At 46.6% G+C, this 18,035-nt stretch carries 14 protein-coding genes; 10 read left to right on the top strand and 4 right to left on the bottom strand.

What is annotated here, in order from left to right:
* The first annotated feature begins 94 nt into the window (after nucleotides 1-94).
* Nucleotides 95-1,057, top strand: a complete 963-nt coding sequence (locus AC5WJX_RS14450) for an isopenicillin N synthase family dioxygenase (RefSeq protein ID WP_494485079.1) — start codon at nucleotides 95-97, stop codon at nucleotides 1,055-1,057.
* A gap of 83 nt (nucleotides 1,058-1,140) precedes the next feature.
* Here the strand turns inward: AC5WJX_RS14450 and AC5WJX_RS14445 are convergent, their stop codons facing one another.
* Together AC5WJX_RS14445 and AC5WJX_RS14440 are read right to left on the bottom strand one after the other, a co-directional pair.
* Nucleotides 1,141-2,952, bottom strand: coding sequence for a serine hydrolase domain-containing protein (locus AC5WJX_RS14445; RefSeq protein WP_494485078.1), 1,812 nt, complete (start codon nucleotides 2,950-2,952; stop codon nucleotides 1,141-1,143).
* A complete protein-coding gene (locus AC5WJX_RS14440) occupies nucleotides 2,939-4,573 on the bottom strand; it encodes an amidohydrolase (protein ID WP_494485077.1) in 1,635 nt (544 codons plus the stop codon). The genes AC5WJX_RS14445 and AC5WJX_RS14440 overlap by 14 nt, the downstream gene beginning before the upstream one ends.
* A gap of 114 nt (nucleotides 4,574-4,687) precedes the next feature.
* Between AC5WJX_RS14440 and mutL the strand changes: the two genes are divergently transcribed.
* From mutL to AC5WJX_RS14405, 7 genes are all read left to right on the top strand, one after another.
* A complete protein-coding gene (mutL, locus tag AC5WJX_RS14435) occupies nucleotides 4,688-6,535 on the top strand; it encodes a DNA mismatch repair endonuclease MutL (protein WP_494485076.1) in 1,848 nt (615 codons plus the stop codon).
* A 2-nt stretch (nucleotides 6,536-6,537) separates the two neighbouring features.
* On the top strand, nucleotides 6,538-7,281 hold the full coding sequence (locus AC5WJX_RS14430) for a rhomboid family intramembrane serine protease (RefSeq protein WP_440428198.1): 744 nt from the start codon (nucleotides 6,538-6,540) through the stop codon (nucleotides 7,279-7,281).
* A complete protein-coding gene (locus AC5WJX_RS14425; RefSeq protein ID WP_494485075.1) occupies nucleotides 7,274-8,137 on the top strand; it encodes a rhomboid family intramembrane serine protease in 864 nt (287 codons plus the stop codon). The genes AC5WJX_RS14430 and AC5WJX_RS14425 overlap by 8 nt, the downstream gene beginning before the upstream one ends.
* Nucleotides 8,138-9,250 carry an endonuclease/exonuclease/phosphatase family protein gene (locus AC5WJX_RS14420; RefSeq protein WP_440428196.1) on the top strand — a complete coding sequence of 371 codons (1,113 nt, stop codon included), beginning with the start codon at nucleotides 8,138-8,140 and terminating at the stop codon, nucleotides 9,248-9,250.
* Between the two features lie 25 nt (nucleotides 9,251-9,275).
* Nucleotides 9,276-10,742, top strand: a complete 1,467-nt coding sequence (gene cysS, locus AC5WJX_RS14415) for a cysteine--tRNA ligase (protein WP_440428195.1) — start codon at nucleotides 9,276-9,278, stop codon at nucleotides 10,740-10,742.
* 34 nt (nucleotides 10,743-10,776) lie between these two features.
* Nucleotides 10,777-11,637 carry a nuclear transport factor 2 family protein gene (locus AC5WJX_RS14410; RefSeq protein WP_494485074.1) on the top strand — a complete coding sequence of 287 codons (861 nt, stop codon included), beginning with the start codon at nucleotides 10,777-10,779 and terminating at the stop codon, nucleotides 11,635-11,637.
* A 115-nt stretch (nucleotides 11,638-11,752) separates the two neighbouring features.
* Nucleotides 11,753-12,646, top strand: a complete 894-nt coding sequence (locus tag AC5WJX_RS14405) for a glycerophosphodiester phosphodiesterase family protein (RefSeq protein WP_494485073.1) — start codon at nucleotides 11,753-11,755, stop codon at nucleotides 12,644-12,646.
* 57 nt (nucleotides 12,647-12,703) lie between these two features.
* Here the strand turns inward: AC5WJX_RS14405 and AC5WJX_RS14400 are convergent, their stop codons facing one another.
* Nucleotides 12,704-14,062 (bottom strand): peptidylprolyl isomerase, encoded by a 1,359-nt coding sequence (locus AC5WJX_RS14400; RefSeq protein ID WP_494485072.1) that lies wholly within the window; start codon nucleotides 14,060-14,062, stop codon nucleotides 12,704-12,706.
* Nucleotides 14,063-14,246: 184 nt separating this feature from the next.
* Here AC5WJX_RS14400 and AC5WJX_RS14395 point away from each other — a divergent pair, with 184 nt between their 5' ends.
* Together AC5WJX_RS14395 and rdgB are read left to right on the top strand one after the other, a co-directional pair.
* The gene (locus AC5WJX_RS14395; RefSeq protein ID WP_494485071.1) at nucleotides 14,247-14,948 is read left to right on the top strand and encodes a hypothetical protein; all 702 of its coding nucleotides are present in this window, start codon (nucleotides 14,247-14,249) and stop codon (nucleotides 14,946-14,948) included.
* The gene (gene rdgB, locus AC5WJX_RS14390) at nucleotides 14,948-15,517 is read left to right on the top strand and encodes an RdgB/HAM1 family non-canonical purine NTP pyrophosphatase (protein WP_494485070.1); all 570 of its coding nucleotides are present in this window, start codon (nucleotides 14,948-14,950) and stop codon (nucleotides 15,515-15,517) included. Before AC5WJX_RS14395 ends, rdgB begins: the two co-directional genes overlap by 1 nt.
* Here the strand turns inward: rdgB and AC5WJX_RS14385 are convergent.
* A complete protein-coding gene (locus AC5WJX_RS14385; protein ID WP_494485069.1) occupies nucleotides 15,494-18,019 on the bottom strand; it encodes an OstA-like protein in 2,526 nt (841 codons plus the stop codon). The genes rdgB and AC5WJX_RS14385 overlap by 24 nt on opposite strands.
* Nucleotides 18,020-18,035 lie beyond the last annotated feature (16 nt).

Below are 18,035 nucleotides of genomic sequence, written 5' to 3'. Positions count from 1 at the left end.
AATTCACAACTGCTTCAATCGTTCGAAAATCGAGTATTAACATTTGCAGCTATTGTTTTATAATTTTGACAAACATTACTAACAAAGTAACATTATGTCTACACCGTATATCCCATGCCTCGACCTTGGCTCTTACATCAACGGTACCGAGGAACAACGAAAAACCTTTTCTGATGAGCTTGGACGTGCCTTTAATGATTCGGGTTTTGTAACCATCACCAACCATGGTGTGAGTCAGGAATTGATCGATCGGCTTTACGAAAACATCAAAGCAGCGTTTGCACTAACACCTGAGCAGAAGAGCCAGTATGAAAAGCCTGAATTGGCTGGTCAACGTGGTTATACCAGCCCAGGTAAAGAAACCGCAAAGGGTGCTAAAACTGCAGATTTGAAAGAGTTCTGGCAAATTGGCCAGGAGGTTACGGATGGTGATCCGATCAAAGAAATGTACCCGGATAATGTTATATTGAAGGAAGTGCCAGACTTTAACCGTGTAACTGGAGCGATCTACAAGAAGCTTGAGGAAAATGGTAAACACCTTCTAAGAGCCATCGCAACTTACCTTGGTTTGGAGACCAATTACTTTGATCAGCATGTACATAATGGAAACTCCATCTTAAGAGGTATCCATTACTTTCCGATTGAAAACCCGGAAGCTATAGCGCCTGATGCCGTACGTGCCGGTGCTCATGAAGATATCAACCTGATTACTTTACTTATTGGTGCCAGTGCAGATGGGCTGGAAGTGTTAACACGCAGCAACGAGTGGTTGCCAATCAAAGCACATCATTCGGATATCGTCGTGAACGTAGGAGATATGCTTCAGCGCCTGACCAATAATAAATTAAAGTCTACTACACACCGGGTGGTTAATCCGCCGGTGGAGCTGATGAAGACCTCCAGGTATTCTGTACCGTTCTTCCTGCACCCGCGTTCGGATATGGATTTAACTTGTTTGGAGTCCTGCATCGATGAGGCACATCCAAAGGCTTTTAGTGATATGACCGCTGGGGAATATCTTGATGAGCGATTAAGAGAAATTGGCTTGAAGAAATAGCGTATTTCAACCACGTTTTTATATAAACAAAAAGGCCAGCACGATATCATGCTGGCCTTTTTTAGGACAAGTGTTTGCTTATGTTATTTGTCAATCGCCTTGTTAATCACGTCCTGAATTCTGCCTCGAACCGATAGTTTAGACAACTGGTCAGAAACCAGGGGATGTACCCGGTTGGAAAGGAACACATAAACCAATCCTCTTGCAGGATCTACCCAAACACAGGTTCCGGTATAACCGGTATGACCATAGGTCATATTAGAAGCAAGTGCTGAAGGATATTTCTTCGTAGTATCCGGATCCCATCTGTCGAAGCCCAGTCCTCTACGACTTACTGCAGATTGTTTTGCGGTAAACATGTTCACGGTTTCAGGTTTGAAGTACTGCTCACCGCCATAGCTGCCTTTATTCAAGAGCATCTGGTAGAGGATGGCGACATCATTGGCATTGGCAAATAATCCGGCATGGCCGGAAACACCACCCACCATAGCTGCGCCCTGGTCATGTACATAGCCCTCCAGCAGGGTTTTGCGGAAGTAGGTGTCGTTTTCTGTAGGAACGATCTGTTCTTTGGCGAAACGGTTCCTTGGCAGGAAGCCTGCAGTCTGCATCCCCAGCGGTTCATAGAATTCTTTGGCCACATATTCGTTTAGTGGCTTGCCACTTAAACGTTCTACCATGTCCTTCATCACGTACATGCTGATGTCGCTGTACACATATTTGCCTCGGGTTTTGATCGGTGAGTTTAGCATCTGTGGCCACATGATATCCTCAAAATAGTTTTTGCGCATGTAATAGCCATCTGCAACCTTCGTTGGGTAGGCTGCTGAGGAGTCCGCGCTATGATCGGTAGCCTTAACTGCGTTGTAAAAAGGGATGAAAGGAATGAATCCCGCCTGGTGCAGCATTACCTCCCGAACGTGGATGTTGTTCATCGGACTGGTACGTGCCCGGGGGATGTAGGCGCCTACATTGGTGTCAAGGTTTAGCTTTTGTTGCTCAAACAAGCGCATCACCGCCGGGGTTGTGGCAGATGTTTTCGTCACCGAAGCCAGGTCAAAGATATCCGTGATCTTTTCTGCCGGGCCATTGGTATAGGTATGGTTGCCATATGCTTTGTTAAAGATCACTTTGCCATCTTTGGCAACGAGTACCACCATGCCTGGAGCTGCTTTTCCGCGGATTGCCTCTGCAGCGATCTTGTCGATTTCCTTCAGGTCATCTGCATTGACGCCTGCATCTTCCGGTAGCGAATATTTAAGGCGGGTGACTTCCGTATTAAATCCTGAGCCAAGCGTGTATTTAGCAGAGTAAGCGGTTTTCAGCTTGGCTGTAGCCGCAATGCCTCCGAAGATCACTTGTGGAACCACGGCAGCAGCTTCCGTGTCTGATGCCGGGGTCCATACGATTGGGGCTTCCAGCATATCGAAAGAGGCGAGTGCATTGCCGTTGCCGAAAAGCGCAACAATAACTTCTTTGCTTTTGGCCAGGGTATTGATGAAGTTGATGTACCTCGCATTGTTGCTTTCTCCGGAGGACAATGATACTACTACAGTGCTGTAGTACTTCAGGTCGTCTTCCAGAAAGTTCAGATCCCGCTGATCTTTGTAATCCGCGGCATTAAAGGCCGTTACTTTGGTGTATTTGTTCAGCATGCTGTCAATAACCTGCTGCTGCGGTAAACCTAAGTTCACGGAAGCGACTTTCTTCTTGTCGAGCCCTTTAAGGGGGATCAGCTGGTCGTGGTTGTTCAGTACCACCGTGCTGCTGATGATGCTGTTAATCGCAGTTAAACGTTGTTGATTGGTTTTATGATCCTGTGCGCAGGCATTGAAGGTGGTGGTTAGTGCTAAAATGGATAATAGGAAAACGTTCAGGACCTTATTTCTTCTCATATACTTTCTCTCCGTTGATATAGGTTTTTAAAACTTGTGTGTTCAGGATTTTGGAATCGTCATCACTCATGATGTCGTGGTCAAGAATAATGAAGTCGGCAAACTTGCCTTTTTCCAGACTGCCCTTTTCTTTCTCTTCGAAATTGGCTTTCGCTGCCCAGATCGTCATTCCGCGAAGCGCTTCCATTTTGGTCAATGCGTTCTCCATCTGGAAGCCCCCTGCAGGGTAGTTCTTCGCATCCTTTCTGGCGGTAGCCGCATAAAAGGTAAATAGCGGATTAATGTTCTCTACCGGGAAGTCGGTGCCCAGTGGCAGCCAGCCATTCTGATTAAGGAGTTGCTTGTAAGCATACGCACCTTTCACGCGCTGGTTGCCCAGGCGTTCTGCTGCCCAGTACATGTCTGATGTTGCATGTGTGGGTTGAACGGAAGGTACGACTTTAGCTTTGCCAAAAAGGGCGAAGTCTTCCGGCGCAACAACCTGTGCGTGCTCAATACGCCAGCGGGCATCATTGGTGCCACCCAAAACTTCGTTGTAGATCTTCAGAATGGCACGATTCGCCGAGTCGCCAATAGCATGGGTACACATCTGGAACTTGTTGCGGGCAATCTTTTTAGCCACCTCCTTAAAGTGCTCTGGTTTGCTTAACAAAAAGCCCTGTTTGCCGGGCATATCGCTGTAAGGGTGCAGCAGGCATGCGCCTCTGGAACCTAATGCGCCATCAGCATAAACCTTAAAGGAGCGTACATTTAACCGGTCCGTTTTAATCGCACCGCGTTTAAACAGGTAATCGTAGTTCTCTTTTTTATCCGACAGCATCAGGTATAAACGCATTTTCAACTTGTTTGATGCCTGCATGCCTTCGATAAATTCAACCAGCTGCGCATCTACACCGCAATCATCAATGGTCGTCAGACCTGCTGCAAAGCAGTTCTTTTGGGCATCAAGCAGGATCTTCTCCTGCTGTTCTGCGGTAGGCGCGGGAACTCTAGAGGATACCAGATCCACCGCGTTATCGATCAGTAAGCCAGTAGGCTTTCCATTACTTTCTACAATGTCTCCACCGGTGAGTTCATAGCTTGCCTTGATCCCTGCGGCATCCAATGCTTTCTGATTGGCAATAGCAGCATGGCCATCAATGCGTGTAAGCAGCACCGGTTGGTTTGGGAAAAGCCTATCCAACGCGGCTTTATCGGGGAACGTTTTGTTTGTCCAGTCATTCTGATCCCAGCCACGGCCAATCAGCCAGCCTTCCGGATGATCTTTTGCGAAGGCTTCTAGTCTGCTGCATACCTCTTCCCAGCTTTTGGTGCCAGTCAAATCTGCGGTTTGCAGGCTTTCGCCATAACCATAGAAGTGTGCATGTGCATCGATGAAGCCCGGATATACGGCTTTACCACCGGCATCGATCCGCTCTGCGGCATGGTACACTTTCTCGATGTCTGCGTTGCTGCCGAGTTCAATGATCTTGCCGTCCTTTACGGCAAAAGCTTCCACGGTATCGAACTTGTTGTTCACCGTATAAACCTTAGCGTTATAGACGATTAAGTCTGCTTTTTTGCCCATACAGCTAAAAAGCAGCATGCTGCACATCAGTAATGTAGCGTTAAATTTGTTCATGTTGTTAAAGGTATTAAAAGCTTGTACGGCCTGCGTCATATAACACCTATTATAGAAAAGAAGTTACAGTTAAGGCTAATAATCGCTAAATTAGCGACTTTACCGGAGATTTAAATGTCAGATATCATACAACTCCTACCCGATAGTGTTGCCAATCAGATTGCTGCCGGGGAAGTGGTTCAAAGACCCGCATCAGCAGTAAAGGAATTGCTGGAGAATGCCATAGATGCAGGTGCGAATAAAGTACAATTAATCCTTAAAGACGCAGGAAAAGCATTGATCCAGGTGATTGATAATGGCTGCGGCATGAGCGTTACGGATGCCCGTATGTGCTTTGAGCGCCATGCGACATCGAAAGTGCGCAAAGCAGCAGATCTATTTGCCATTCGGACCATGGGTTTTCGTGGGGAAGCGATGGCTTCTATTGCCGCAATTTCACAGGTGGAGATGAAAACCCGCCGCCATGAAGATGAGATCGGTACCATGATCGAGATTGAAGGTGCCACCTTCATTAAACAGGAACCCTGCGCTACACCTGCAGGAACCAGTATTTGCATCAAGAATTTATTTTATAATACCCCGGCCAGAAGGAACTTCCTGCGGAGCAATCCCGCGGAAATGCGTCACATCATTGATGAGTTTCAAAGGATTTCCATGGCCAATCCACACATTGCCTTCAGCTTGCATAGCGATGGACAGGAGATCTACCGCCTGCCGGCTTCCGGCTTGAAGCAAAGGATTGTGCACCTGCTGGGAAATAACTATAACGAGCGTTTGATTCCCGTGGAGGAAGAAACCTCGATCATCAACCTGAAAGGTTTTATCGGTAAGCCACAGTTTGCCAAGAAAACCCGTGGCGAGCAGTTCTTCTTTGTGAATAACCGCTTTATCAAAGACGGCTATCTGAATCATGCGGTTACTAAAGCCTATGAGGAACTATTAACCGAGGAGAACTTCCCGCTATATGTGCTTTTCATTGATATCGATCCTGCAAAGATCGACGTGAATGTGCACCCTACAAAAACAGAGATCAAATACCTGGAGGAGAAATCCATTTATGCGATCATGCACTCTGCCGTTAAACGTTCTTTAGGGCGTTTTAACATCAGTCCGAGTATAGACTTTGACCAGGAAACCGGGTTCAGCAGCATGATCAGCCTGAAGAAGCCGGAGGACATTGTGCCGCCGACCATCAACTTCAATCCCGACTTTAACCCTTTTGGCGAAAGCAAAAGCACAACACGCGAGTATGCTTACCAGAGTTCAAATGATTACCAGCCGGCCGTTAGCAAGAACTGGGGCTCCTTATATGAGATCGTAAAACACCAGCCACAGGAACAGGCAGCGCTGGAGCTTGATCCGGAAGGTGAAGACGAAAAGCTTGCGCCGGTTCAAAAGCAACTGATGCAGGTGCATAACAAATACATCATGTCGCAGATAAAATCTGGTATTATGGTGATCGATCAGCAGGCGGCACATGAGCGTATTCTATATGAGCGTTTCTTGTTGCACCTGGAAGATCGTAAGGGTGCTTCGCAACAGAGTCTGTTTCCGCAAACCGTAACTTTGAGTCCGAACGATTTTGAGCTTGCTAAAAGCTTACTGGACGATATCAAAAGCCTGGGCTTCGAAGTGCGGGAGTTTGGTAAGAACACTTTGGTGATTGAGGGTATCCCTGTAGACCTTGGGAGTAACAATTTCAACGAGACGCAGCTTTTTGAGCACCTAATTGAAGGTTTTAAAAACTCCCAACAGGAATTGAAGTTAGATAAAAGGGATGCGCTGGCCAGAAGTATGGCCAGGAACAGCTCCATTAAGAGTGGCGTATCCCTGGAGCAGGAGGAGATGAATACTTTAATTGAGCAGTTGTTTGCCTGCAAGACACCAAACTTCAGCATTAGTGGTAAGCCAGTGATTCAAACGATTGGACTTACGGAAATAGACAAAAAATTTGACCGATAAACATGAATAATATCCAGATCCCACCAGTAGTTAAGAACCTGCTGATCATCAATATTCTTTTCTTCGTTGCGACCTGGGTGATGCAGTCGAAAGGCATAGATCTGGCATATTATCTTGGTGCATTCTATTTTGACTCACCTTTGTTTAAGATCTGGCAACCCATCAGCTACATGTTTATGCATGGTGGCTTTACGCATATTTTGTTCAATATGTTTGCTTTGTACATGTTCGGCAGTGTGCTGGAGAACAGGTGGGGGCCAAAAAGATTTCTTAACTTTTACCTGATCACAGGCTTGGGTGCATTGGCATTACAGCTTCTGGTACAGTCTATAGAGGTTTACAACATTACCGGCTCCATTGTGAACCATGGAGCGGTTACGATAGACCTTGCAGAAGGTATGGCCGGTGTAAACTTACCCGGACTGACACGTGAACAGGGGCAAACCTTATTGGGCATTTACATCGGCCCAATGGTAGGGGCCTCTGGTGCCATTTTTGGCCTGCTCGTTGCATTCGGAATGTTGTACCCGAATGTGGAGATGTACATTATGTTTATACCGGTGCCGATTAAAGCGAAGTACATTATGCCGGTATATATCGTTATAGAATTATTCCTGGGTGTTGCTAAATTTCAGGGTGATTCGGTTGCGCATTATGCGCATTTGGGTGGCGCCTTACTGGGCTTCATCCTGGTAAAGATCTGGAAGGATAGGGATAGACATACTTATTACGATTACTATGAATAACGGCCTTATTGAGGATTTGAAGTACAAAGTTTTTCGTTCAGGCAACCCGATATTCTTATACATCGGGCTGAACGCAATGGTCTTCATTGTAACAGCATTACTGGGTGTATTGCTGTTTCTTTCTGGAAATGGTTCAGGTGGCATCGCTGCTTTCATTGGAGAATACTTCGCCTTTCCGGCTGATGTTACGGCCCTGCCGCTGCGGTTTTATACACTGCTGACCTACATGTTCTTTCATGATAACTTTTTCCACCTGCTATTCAACATGTTGTGGGTTTACTGGCTCGGTCAGATATTTATGAACTTCATGAACAGCCGGCAGTTTCATTTCATCTACCTTGCAGGAGGGATCTGTGGGGCAATCCTGTTTACGGCAGCTTTCTATGCCTTTCCTGTTTTTCGCCCTTCTATTCCAACGGCACACCTAATCGGTTCTTCGGCAGCCGTAATCGCTATCGTCACCGCCACGGCAACACTGGTGCCGGACTACGAGATCCGCATGCTGTTTTTGGGTAATGTAAAGCTGAAGTACCTTGCATTGGCTTACATTCTCTTATCCATCATTGGTGTGGGCTCTGCTAACGCCGGGGGTAACATTGCGCATATCGGTGGTGCGATCTTCGGATTTGCATACATCAAAATGCTTCGCAGTGGAACAGACTGGAGCAATTTGTTCAAGAAAAGGCCAAAGCTGAAAGTGGTTAAAAACAAAGCCTATAATCCTTCATCATCAAAATCCGGCTCAACTATTGCACAAAGTGAGATCGACGCCATCTTAGATAAAATATCTAAATCAGGTTATGATAAGTTAAGTAAAGAAGAGAAGGAAACTTTGTTTAAAGCCAGTAATCATTAAATGAAGCGGAGGAAATTAACCCTTTTAGATATTTTAGTTAGACTGCTCGCCCTGGGATTGCTCACTGCACTAATTCTGGGTAGTATAGCAGGTTATGTGGATCCACGGGATAGCAAGTACATCCCTTTCTTTGGTCTTGCATATCCCTATATTTTGCTGGTAAACATCTTCATGATCTGCTGGTGGGTGATCCGCAGACGCTGGGTGTTCGCATTTGTAAGTGTGCTGATCATCGGCCTGGGCTGGAATGCGCTGACCTCTACTTTCCGTTTTACGGGTGAAGAAGGTCAGGGGGCCAAAGCGGATACCGGGCTGGTAAGGATGATGACCTACAACGTGCATGGTTTTCGCCCTTATGATGAAGGGAATTCAGATTCGGTGAAAAGTCAGATTCTTAACCTGATTAAAGCGGAAAATCCGGATGTGATAGCCATTCAGGAGTATTATACCCGGCAGAAGGGCAGTTATGATATGACGGATAGCTTACAGGATATCCTGAAAACACCCTTTTTCTATTTCTATCCTACCTCTGAAAACGATTATGAGTCTACCGGACTGGCCATATTTTCCAAATTCCCCATTAAAGATAAGGGTGTAATTGAGTTTGATGGTGCCTACGGTGGAAATACCAGTATCTGGGCAGACCTGAAAGTGAAAAATATGACGCTGCGGATTTACAACGTACATCTCCAGAGCATCTCCTTTGGACCTATGGACTACAAGTATATCAGCAAAGTGCGTGAGAAAATGGATCCGGAGTTGCGCCCGTCAAAGCGCATCCTGGGTATGCTGAACATGGCTTTTAAGAAGCGTGCTAAACAGGTCGACATCATGAGAAATCACATGGACTCCTGTACGACCTCTTTCCTGATTGCCGGCGATTTTAACGATACCCCAGCATCATACGCCGTGACACAGCTGACCAGTAAACTAAATAAGAGCTTTGACGAACAGGGCAGGGGCCTGGGCCGTACGTACAACGGTAAGTTCCCGAACTTTCAGATTGACTATATTGCAACAACAAAAGACATCGAGATTGTTAACCATCTGGTGAAAAATGCCAAGCTTTCGGACCATTTTCCGGTACGTGCAGATCTCCGGATGAACCCTTAATATTCGAGAATATAATTTTAATCCAATGATAAACGGCTTACAGCTTTATAATACTTTATCTAGAAAAAAAGAGCCATTTGAGCCTTTGAATAGTCCTAATGTGGGCATGTATGTATGTGGACCTACGGTGTACAGTGATGTGCATTTAGGTAACTGCCGCACGTTCATTTCCTTTGATCTTATTTTCCGCTACCTTAAGTATTGCGGTTATAAAGTGCGTTACGTGCGCAACATCACTGATGCGGGGCACTTGGAAGGCGACCGTGATGAGGGGGATGATAAATTCGCTAAGCGAGCCAAGTTGGAGCAGCTGGAGCCAATGGAGATCGTGCAGAAGTACACCCTGGGTTTCCATGAGGTCCTGGGCATGTTCAACACCTTACCTCCGAGTATTGAACCTACTGCTACGGGCCATATCATAGAGCAGATCGAAATGGTGAAGGAGATCATCGCCAATGGCTTTGCTTATGAGATCAACGGTAATGTGTATTTCGACGTGGAAAAGTATAGCGAGAAATACAACTACACGATATTAACTAACCGCAACCTGGAAGACATGTTGCATAATACGCGTGCATTGGGTGGACAGGACGAGAAACGCGGTCGCTTGGACTTTGCGCTATGGATTAAGGCAAAGCCTGAAACACTGATGCAGTGGCCATCACCATGGGGCATGGGCTTTCCGGGCTGGCACATTGAGTGCTCGGCCATGAGCTCGAAATACCTGGGTCACGAGTTCGACATCCACGGTGGGGGTATGGACCTTGCTGCAACGCACCATACGAACGAAATTGCCCAATCTGAAGCCTGCAACCATGTGCAGCCAGCAAAATACTGGATGCATACCAACATGCTGACCGTAAACGGTACCCGTATGTCTAAAAGTGCAGGTAACGGCTTTTTACCACATGAGCTTTTTGCCGGTACCCACCCCTTACTCAAAAAGGGCTTTAGCCCGATGACGGTAAAGTTCTTTATGCTGCAGGCACATTACCGCAGTACGCTTGACTTCTCAAATGAGGCCTTGGATGCTTCCGAAAAGGGCTTCAAGAGGCTGATGAACGCGGTGCATGTAATGGATAAGCTGGTGGCGGATGCTGAAGGGCAAAGTGAGTTCGACATCGCCAGCATCAAGGAGAACTGTATCGCCGCGATGAACGATGATTTCAACAGTCCGGTGGTAATTGCAGAACTGTTCGAAGCTGCACGGATCATCAATACCGTATATGATGGTAAAGGACGCATCAATGCTGCGGACCTGGAACTGCTGAAAAGCATCATGAAGGACTTCCTTTTCGATGTATTTGGATTGAAGGATGAAGATGCCTCTAATGAGGAACTCAACTCGGTGTTGGATCTGGTGATCGACATTCGTCAGGCGGCTAAAGAAAACAAGGATTATGCGACGTCAGACAAGATCAGGATTGGTCTTCAATCCATGGGTATCCTGTTAAAAGACAGCAAAGAGGGAACCACCTGGAATAAAATGTAATACAAACCTTATATTAGCACAAATAACGAAGATCATGATGTTAAAGAATATATTTACCACCGTCGTAGCGACCACCATTGCACTATCGGGCTTTGCACAAAAAAACGATGGTACGACCAAATCACTGGTTAATACAGAAAAGGAATTCGCTGCAAGCGTGGCGAAGAATGGCACAAAGGCCGCTTACGCGCAGTATGCTGCGGCAGACGCCATCACCTTTTCACCCAATCCTGTAAATGCCAGGGAGCACTACGCTAAGGCTGAAGATACAAAAGGACTAAGCTGGGCGCCTGCTTATGCACGGGTGTCTAAAAGTGGCGACTGGGGTTTCAGCACGGGCGCTTACATCCATGAGGCTGCGGAAAAGACCTATGGCGATTACCTGAGCATCTGGAAAATGGTGAATGGTAAATGGCAACTCGCGCTTGATCTTGGTACTACGCATAATAAGCCCTTGAACAAGGTGACCACAAAGTTTATTGAGCCAAAGGAATTTTCAAGACCTCAATACACCAACGATAAGGATATTGCAACTGGTAGAGGTATTATCCTGACCACGGAGAAAACCTTGGAGACTTCATTGAAATCTTATGGTATCGCCGCATTCTCCGGTTTCTTAAGTGAGGACGCCAGATTGTTGTTTCCCGGACGTGAGCCAATCCTAGGAAAAGATAATATGCTTGCTTTTTATAACAGTATGGTGAGCAAAATTTCGTTCAAAACTACGAAGGCTGATAAAGCACTTGGCGGCGATCTTGCCTATACCTACGGCGTAGCAACAATCGACTATAAAGCGGATCTAAGGGAAAGCTTTCACTACGTGAATATCTACGAACGTCAGCCAGACCATAACTGGAACCTGATCCTGCAGATCTATACACCTGCAGAGCGTTAATACAAGCTATTTATAGAAAAGGGTTTCTTATTCATTTAAGGAACCCTTTTCTTTTTACACAAGCAATTAACCATTTAGAAGACGTTTCTACGTTATCTAATAAATTATATCATACATGAAAAAAACTTACCTATTTATCGCCCTGGCAGCACTGAGCCTTAATGCATCTGCTCAGAAGTTTGATCTACAGGGCCATATGGGCGCCCGGGGCTTAATGCCTGAAAATACCGTGGGTGGTATGCTTCGCGCCCTGGATCTTGGTGTTACAACGCTAAACATGGATGTGGTAATCACGAAAGAACGTCAGCCGGTGCTTTCCCACGAGCCGTATTTCAATCACGAGTTTAGCCTTACACCAGAGGGAAAAGAGATCACGCTAAAGGATCAGAAGAACTATAACATCTTCAAGATGGACTACGAGCAAGTGAAGAAGTTTGATGTTGGGAGCAAGGTGCATAACCGCTTTCCAGGACAGCAGAAATATAAGGCATACAAGCCACTACTGGCTGAGGTCATTGACTCCGCAGAGGCGCATGCTAAAGCGACTAAACGTTCTAAGCCATACTACAACATCGAAACCAGCCTGATCCGCAAAGGGGATGTAGAATTTCAACCTGAGCCTTCAGAATTCGTGGAGCTGATTATGGCCGTGGTGAATGAGAAAAAGATCAGTAAACGGGTAATGATCCAGTCCATCGATATACGTACCCTGCAATACCTGCATGAGCATTATCCAAAGATCAAGACTTCATTGGTTATTGACGAGAAAGTGGATTTCGAGCAAAATATAGAAACACTGGGCTTCAAACCCACGGTATATAGTCCGTATTACGTGCTTGTAGGGAAGAGCCTGGTAGAGCGTTGCCACGATATGGGGGTGAAGATCATCCCCTGGACAGTAAACTCTCTGAAGGATCTTAATTACCTGATCGGGCTTGGTGTAGATGGGGTGGTATCCGACTTCCCGAACATTTACCAGATGGTGAAACCAGCGGGTAAGAAGAAGTAAAGACATAAAAAAAGAGCCTGCATTAAACAGGCTCTTCTTATTTTATCGGGATTACTGCTATTTAGCAGCTCCTTTTGTCCAGATCTTGAGGTCACTACAGTCGGTGAATTCCTCATCGATTTTGATGTAAGTATTTTCGCGGCGTTTCTCAAACCACTCGCTCAGTACCTTATCCATTTTCTGTTCCTGTGCACGTTCTTTGAACTTCGCATAGTCCTGTTCCAAATTACCTTTATGTGGTGGTATCTTGGACTTCAGGAGAATTATCTTGTAACCTTCTTTGCCATCTTGACCGGTGAATGCCACTGGTTTGGAAACGCTTCCAACTTTCATGGTATCGATCACCAGGAAGTCACCAGGCTCTATCTTGTCTGCCGGGATGTACGTAGTTCTTGCTGTAACATTATCAGAGTACAACTTCATACCACCATTGTACTTGCTTTCCTTGTCATCGGAGTAAAGCGATGCAGCAGTAGAGAATGGAAGTTTTTTATCAAGAATGTTCTTGTAGATGGAGTCTGCATGTAGTTTCAAGCGCTCTAAACTCTGTGGCGTTGTCTGCGGACGAACCAGGATGTGACGCGCATGAACCTGTTCCCCACGGCGTTCGATAACTTGCAGGATATGGTACCCAAATTCTGTTTCAAAAACAGGTGATACTTCACCAGCTTTCAACTTAAAAGCCCAGGAAGTAAATTCTTTGGCCATCACGGTTCTGTCGAAGAAACCAAGGTCACCACCATCTCCTGCAGACCCAGGGTCTTCCGAGTAGGTCTTAGCTAGGAATCCGAAGTCTTCACCGCTCTTCACACGGAGTCTGATTGCATCCAGCTTGTCATAATACCTTTGTTTTTCAGCTTTCGTTAATTCCGGGTGCATGACGATCTCACCGATCTCATATTCTGTATTGATGTCTGGTAAGCTATCTTTATGGTAGGAATCAAAGTATTTTTTTACCTCGATCGGTGTGATGTATACGTTTTCAGTGATCTTGCCCTGCATTTTGTTGGCGATTAACTGATCGCGCACATCCGGTCTGATCTCGTCTTTGTACTGCAGAATGGAGCGGTTAAGGAAAGTTTCCAGGCGATCCTGACCACCAGCACGTTGGATCTGGTAACGCATCCTTCTGTCCACCTCATTATCCACCTGATCTTCTTCCACGTATACGGAGTCAATTTCAGCCTGTTGTTTCAGTAGCTTTTGTACCAGCATCTGCTGTAAGATGTAACACTTTACCTTTTCATCAGGTGGGTTACCCTGGTTAAGGTACATCACATACTGCTGATTGAGCTCAGAAGCAAGGATGATGTTGTTACCCAAAACCGCAACCACCTTATCAATGTTCTTCTTTTGGGCTTGAACGTTTAAAAACAAGCAGATTAATCCGCCTGCCATAAATAAAAATTTCTTCATTCTGTTTTGTCCTGTTTTGTATAAACCACCTGCCGCTATTGTGATGAATGATAAGCCTGTTTGGAAACGCTGCAGATCATCGGGCAAGCAATTCATATTAAGGTATAAAAGTAACAATTTAGGGGGCTATAATAAGATATTTAACTAATTTTAACAGAAAAATGATTCCTGTTCAAAGCATAGCATGTCTGATCAATTAACGAACAATCCCGAAGCTTTACGTTTATTTTTTACTGAAGATATTTATCTGGTGGATGCGGCCCGAACGGATGCCGGAAGCCCCAAGTTGGCAGCTGCAAAGGAGGAACAAAGCGGTATAGCACCCCCCGTCGCAAAGGCAGCTCCGCAGGCGGAGCCAACTACAACACCACACATACCTGCCACACCTGCAATCCCTGCGCTGAACATTAATGTTCCCGCTGCGGCAGAACCAGCATCGATACAAGAAGTTCCAACAATTGTGACGCCTGAAATTCCGGTAGCACAAGCGCCAGCGACTAATACCTTCCAGTATGTAGGTGCAAATGAGCGTAATATCCTGATCCTGGTCAATGATGAACAGCATCCGGTGAGCACGTTAGCGGGCCGGGAATTATTAGGCAATATCCTGAAAGCTATTGGGTTGAGCCGAAATGATTGTGCACTGGTTAACTATGCTTCTTGTGATGGTGCGGATTTCAAGGCACTTTATCAGTATTTCAAACCACAGTATGTGTTCGCTTTCGGCGTTGGCCCGGATCAACTAGGTATCCATGATGCGCCGTATAACAGCATCGTGACTACGGCGGAAAGCAAACTCATCTTCTCCAGCAATCTTGATCCACTAAGTGGAGATGCAGCGACCAAGAAGCTGCTTTGGGGTAGTCTGAAACAAATCAAACTTTAATGAAACAACTCGTTTTCGCAACACATAATAAAAACAAACTTGCAGAGGTACAGGCCATCTTAGCAGGCAAATATCAGGTTTCTGGTTTAACGGAACTTGGCATCACCGAAGAAATCCCCGAAAACGGGAACAGCTTCGCTGAGAATGCATCTTTAAAAACCCACTATGTTTATGAACGATTGCAGCTGGACTGCTTCGGGGATGATAGCGGACTGGAAGTGGAAGCGCTGAACCAGGAGCCAGGGATCTATTCTGCCAGATATAGCGGACAAGGTGATGCCGCGAATACCCAGCTGGTGTTGCAGAAACTTGAGGGCGAAAGCAACCGTAAAGCAAGGTTTAAGACCGTGATCTCTTTACTCGTGGATGGACAGGAATACTTCTTCGAAGGACAACTAAACGGAACGATAACCCTTGCGCCCAGAGGATCCCATGGCTTTGGCTATGATCCCATTTTCCAGCCAGAAGGCTACGAGATCACACTTGCCGAGATGTCTATGGCGGAAAAGAACGCCATCAGTCACCGGGCATTGGCGATGAAGCAGCTACTTGACTGGCTTCTTCGATAGGGTGTCCGCCGTTGTTTTCTGCTTCCCTGCAGCAGAATTTTGCTGACCGCCTGCTGAACCTTTTTGCTGACCGCTTGCTGAACCTTTTTGCGCAGCTGCAGGAGCTTTTTGGCCTGTTGCAGGACGAGCTGCCTGCTTAGCCGCAGGGCTGCCCGAAACCGCCGTTTTATCTGCAGGCAGCGTATCTTTAACACTGCGCTTTATTGCCGTTGTATCTGTTTGCAGGCCGGATTTGTCAGCTGTTGCAGCCGCTTTAGTCTGATTTGGGCTAAGGCGCTTCGTGCTGTCGCGCTGCTTTTCTTCGCTTCCTGCAGCGTTACCCCTCGGGTTAGCGGCCGCATTGGCTTTGACGGTGGTGTCTGTTCTTTTTACCCCCGATTCTTCCGCATCAGGATCGTTCTTGTCCGTTGCCGCAGCAGCCTTCCCTTTAGGTCCCGCAGGCTTCTTCGCCGTACTAGAGGCCTTTCTTGCCTTCGGATTGGTGATATCCCGCTTGGATAGCGGCCGCAGTTCAGGTTTCCAGATAAAGCCAGTAAGAAAAACATCTTCCTTCAACTGGGAAAGTGGTGTGATCGCACTTTCTGCTTCCTTTATCGTTAGCAGGTCGGCAATTTCATCATCCTTAAAGGTGATCTTCAGCCTGCTGCTCACCGTTTGGTTCATCTCTTTGTAGACGTTGTCATCCTTGGTAAAATAAATACTTTCCGCATTTCCGTCTACATACAAGGTCTGGATTTTACCTTCTTTGAAGAAACCGGTCATAACCTTGCCCTTCACCTGGTTAAAATGCGCAGAATCTTTTTCTACATTCACCGCAAAAGCGGATTGTAATACCTGCACGGAGCTCAATTTAGAGTTACGCATCTGCAGGTAAATGGTGTCACCGGTTTGCTGCGAACCTTCACCCCACATAATCGGATTGTGGAACCACCTTAAGGTCGAATCGGCACTATTGTAGAATAGCGAATCTGATTTAGCCTGCAGGTTTGATTTGTAAACCCGAACATTATGATAGGCCTTTATGGTACGCACTTTCACCGTATCCGATGGATTCAGGACAGGCGCCGCCTTTAATGGGGTCTTGTTTTTCGTTGTATCTGCAGCGGCAGCTGTTTTGGCCCCGGTAACCTTCGCCCTAGCCCCGGTGACCTTCGCCGAAGCAGTCGAATCAGTAGTGCCCAGCTTTTGCGGCACAGTCTTGCTAACCGAATCAGTAGCAGTAGAATCAGCGGCGTCTTGCTTTGTTGGCGCCACAGTCTTGCCGACCGAATCAGCAGGCTTGACCGGAGGCTTGTTCCTTACCGAATCTGCGGGTTTGGGAACCGGTGTTTTTAGGGTAGAATCCCTCGGTGTCACTTGCTTCCCGGTTGAATCAGGCGGTGCATTACCTGCCTCATTCCCCTCCCCATTACCAGCCTGCGCTGCAGCATTCCTTTTCCGGCGTGCTGCTTTAGGGTCTTCTCCCTCTGGCACCGCATCCGAGCCGATCTCGTTATCCTTTTTTACCACAGGCCGGGGGAGCAGCTTCAGCGTTTGCCGCAACACCATCTGCGTCTCCAGTGTATCCGCACCAAGCCAGAGGGTATCCGGCCGCAGAACATCGTTCACCCTAACCGAGTCCTTGCCCATGCCCACATAGGGGTTCTTCGTTACCAGCGCACGTTCATCCGCCTTGTAATAATACCCAAGCTGTCCATAAAGCACCGTACGGTCTACCGTGTCACTGAACACAATGTTCCGCACCGCCTTACCATAACCGGCAATACCGTCGTAATACAAGCTGTCGCCCTTAAGGGATTTACTGCCTGAAGTATACAAGTTTCGTTTTCCGAAGTAAGCATACTCAGATTTGGTGTTGTACGCACCGTTCTCCGTATATAGATTATCGTCTTTCCCTTTAATGTTTGTCGGCCCATAAAAGTAGGTCCAGTTGTTCAGCGTGTTGTAACGCATGGTGTCTGAAAGGATCTTTACCTCCGGGCTCACCACCACCACGTCATACCTGAAATAAGCATCCCTTGTATTTGCAAAGTAGTATCCGTTCTTACTCGTCACGGTGACCTCATTACCACCCTTGGCATCTTTACTCACAATTTTACCGCCCTGCACATAGGTTCCCACCTTCGTGTTCATGTTATAATCCAGGATGTTTGTGGTTAGCACAGAGGTGCGGTCCAGCAGTCGCACATTGCTCGACAAATGCGCCATCTTGGTGTTTCCATCATACGTTAGCCTGTCGGAATAGATGTTCACCGTGTCCGCCTGGTTGATGTGTACGTTGTTGTAAGCTTCAAAGACGTTGCGTGCCTCAAAGAATACGGCACTGTCGCAACGAAGGATAGCGTTATCCTGCTGAAAAACAGGCTTCCGCAGGTAAGAAATATTCGCCTTCAGGTCGACGGTACTATGCTGCGAGTTTACCAGGGTAATTTTGGTGCGCTTCTGCGCGAGCACAGTAAAGGGTAGGAGTATAAAAAATAGTAAATAGTGTAATTTCTGCACAATACAAAGTTAGTTT

It is taken from the genome of Pedobacter sp. NEAU-ZC8 (assembly GCF_059278965.1).
Note: the sequence above shows the minus strand (reverse complement) of the source record. Positions and strands in the feature narration are given on the sequence as shown.

Coding starts and splice junctions, on each gene's coding strand:
- AC5WJX_RS14450 (WP_494485079.1), top strand. CDS start 95: ATGTCTACACCGTATATCCCATGCCTCGACCTTGGCTCTTACATCAAC.
- AC5WJX_RS14445 (WP_494485078.1), bottom strand. CDS start 2,952: ATGAGAAGAAATAAGGTCCTGAACGTTTTCCTATTATCCATTTTAGCA.
- AC5WJX_RS14440 (WP_494485077.1), bottom strand. CDS start 4,573: ATGAACAAATTTAACGCTACATTACTGATGTGCAGCATGCTGCTTTTT.
- mutL (WP_494485076.1), top strand. CDS start 4,688: ATGTCAGATATCATACAACTCCTACCCGATAGTGTTGCCAATCAGATT.
- AC5WJX_RS14430 (WP_440428198.1), top strand. CDS start 6,538: ATGAATAATATCCAGATCCCACCAGTAGTTAAGAACCTGCTGATCATC.
- AC5WJX_RS14425 (WP_494485075.1), top strand. CDS start 7,274: ATGAATAACGGCCTTATTGAGGATTTGAAGTACAAAGTTTTTCGTTCA.
- AC5WJX_RS14420 (WP_440428196.1), top strand. CDS start 8,138: ATGAAGCGGAGGAAATTAACCCTTTTAGATATTTTAGTTAGACTGCTC.
- cysS (WP_440428195.1), top strand. CDS start 9,276: ATGATAAACGGCTTACAGCTTTATAATACTTTATCTAGAAAAAAAGAG.
- AC5WJX_RS14410 (WP_494485074.1), top strand. CDS start 10,777: ATGATGTTAAAGAATATATTTACCACCGTCGTAGCGACCACCATTGCA.
- AC5WJX_RS14405 (WP_494485073.1), top strand. CDS start 11,753: ATGAAAAAAACTTACCTATTTATCGCCCTGGCAGCACTGAGCCTTAAT.
- AC5WJX_RS14400 (WP_494485072.1), bottom strand. CDS start 14,062: ATGAAGAAATTTTTATTTATGGCAGGCGGATTAATCTGCTTGTTTTTA.
- AC5WJX_RS14395 (WP_494485071.1), top strand. CDS start 14,247: ATGTCTGATCAATTAACGAACAATCCCGAAGCTTTACGTTTATTTTTT.
- rdgB (WP_494485070.1), top strand. CDS start 14,948: ATGAAACAACTCGTTTTCGCAACACATAATAAAAACAAACTTGCAGAG.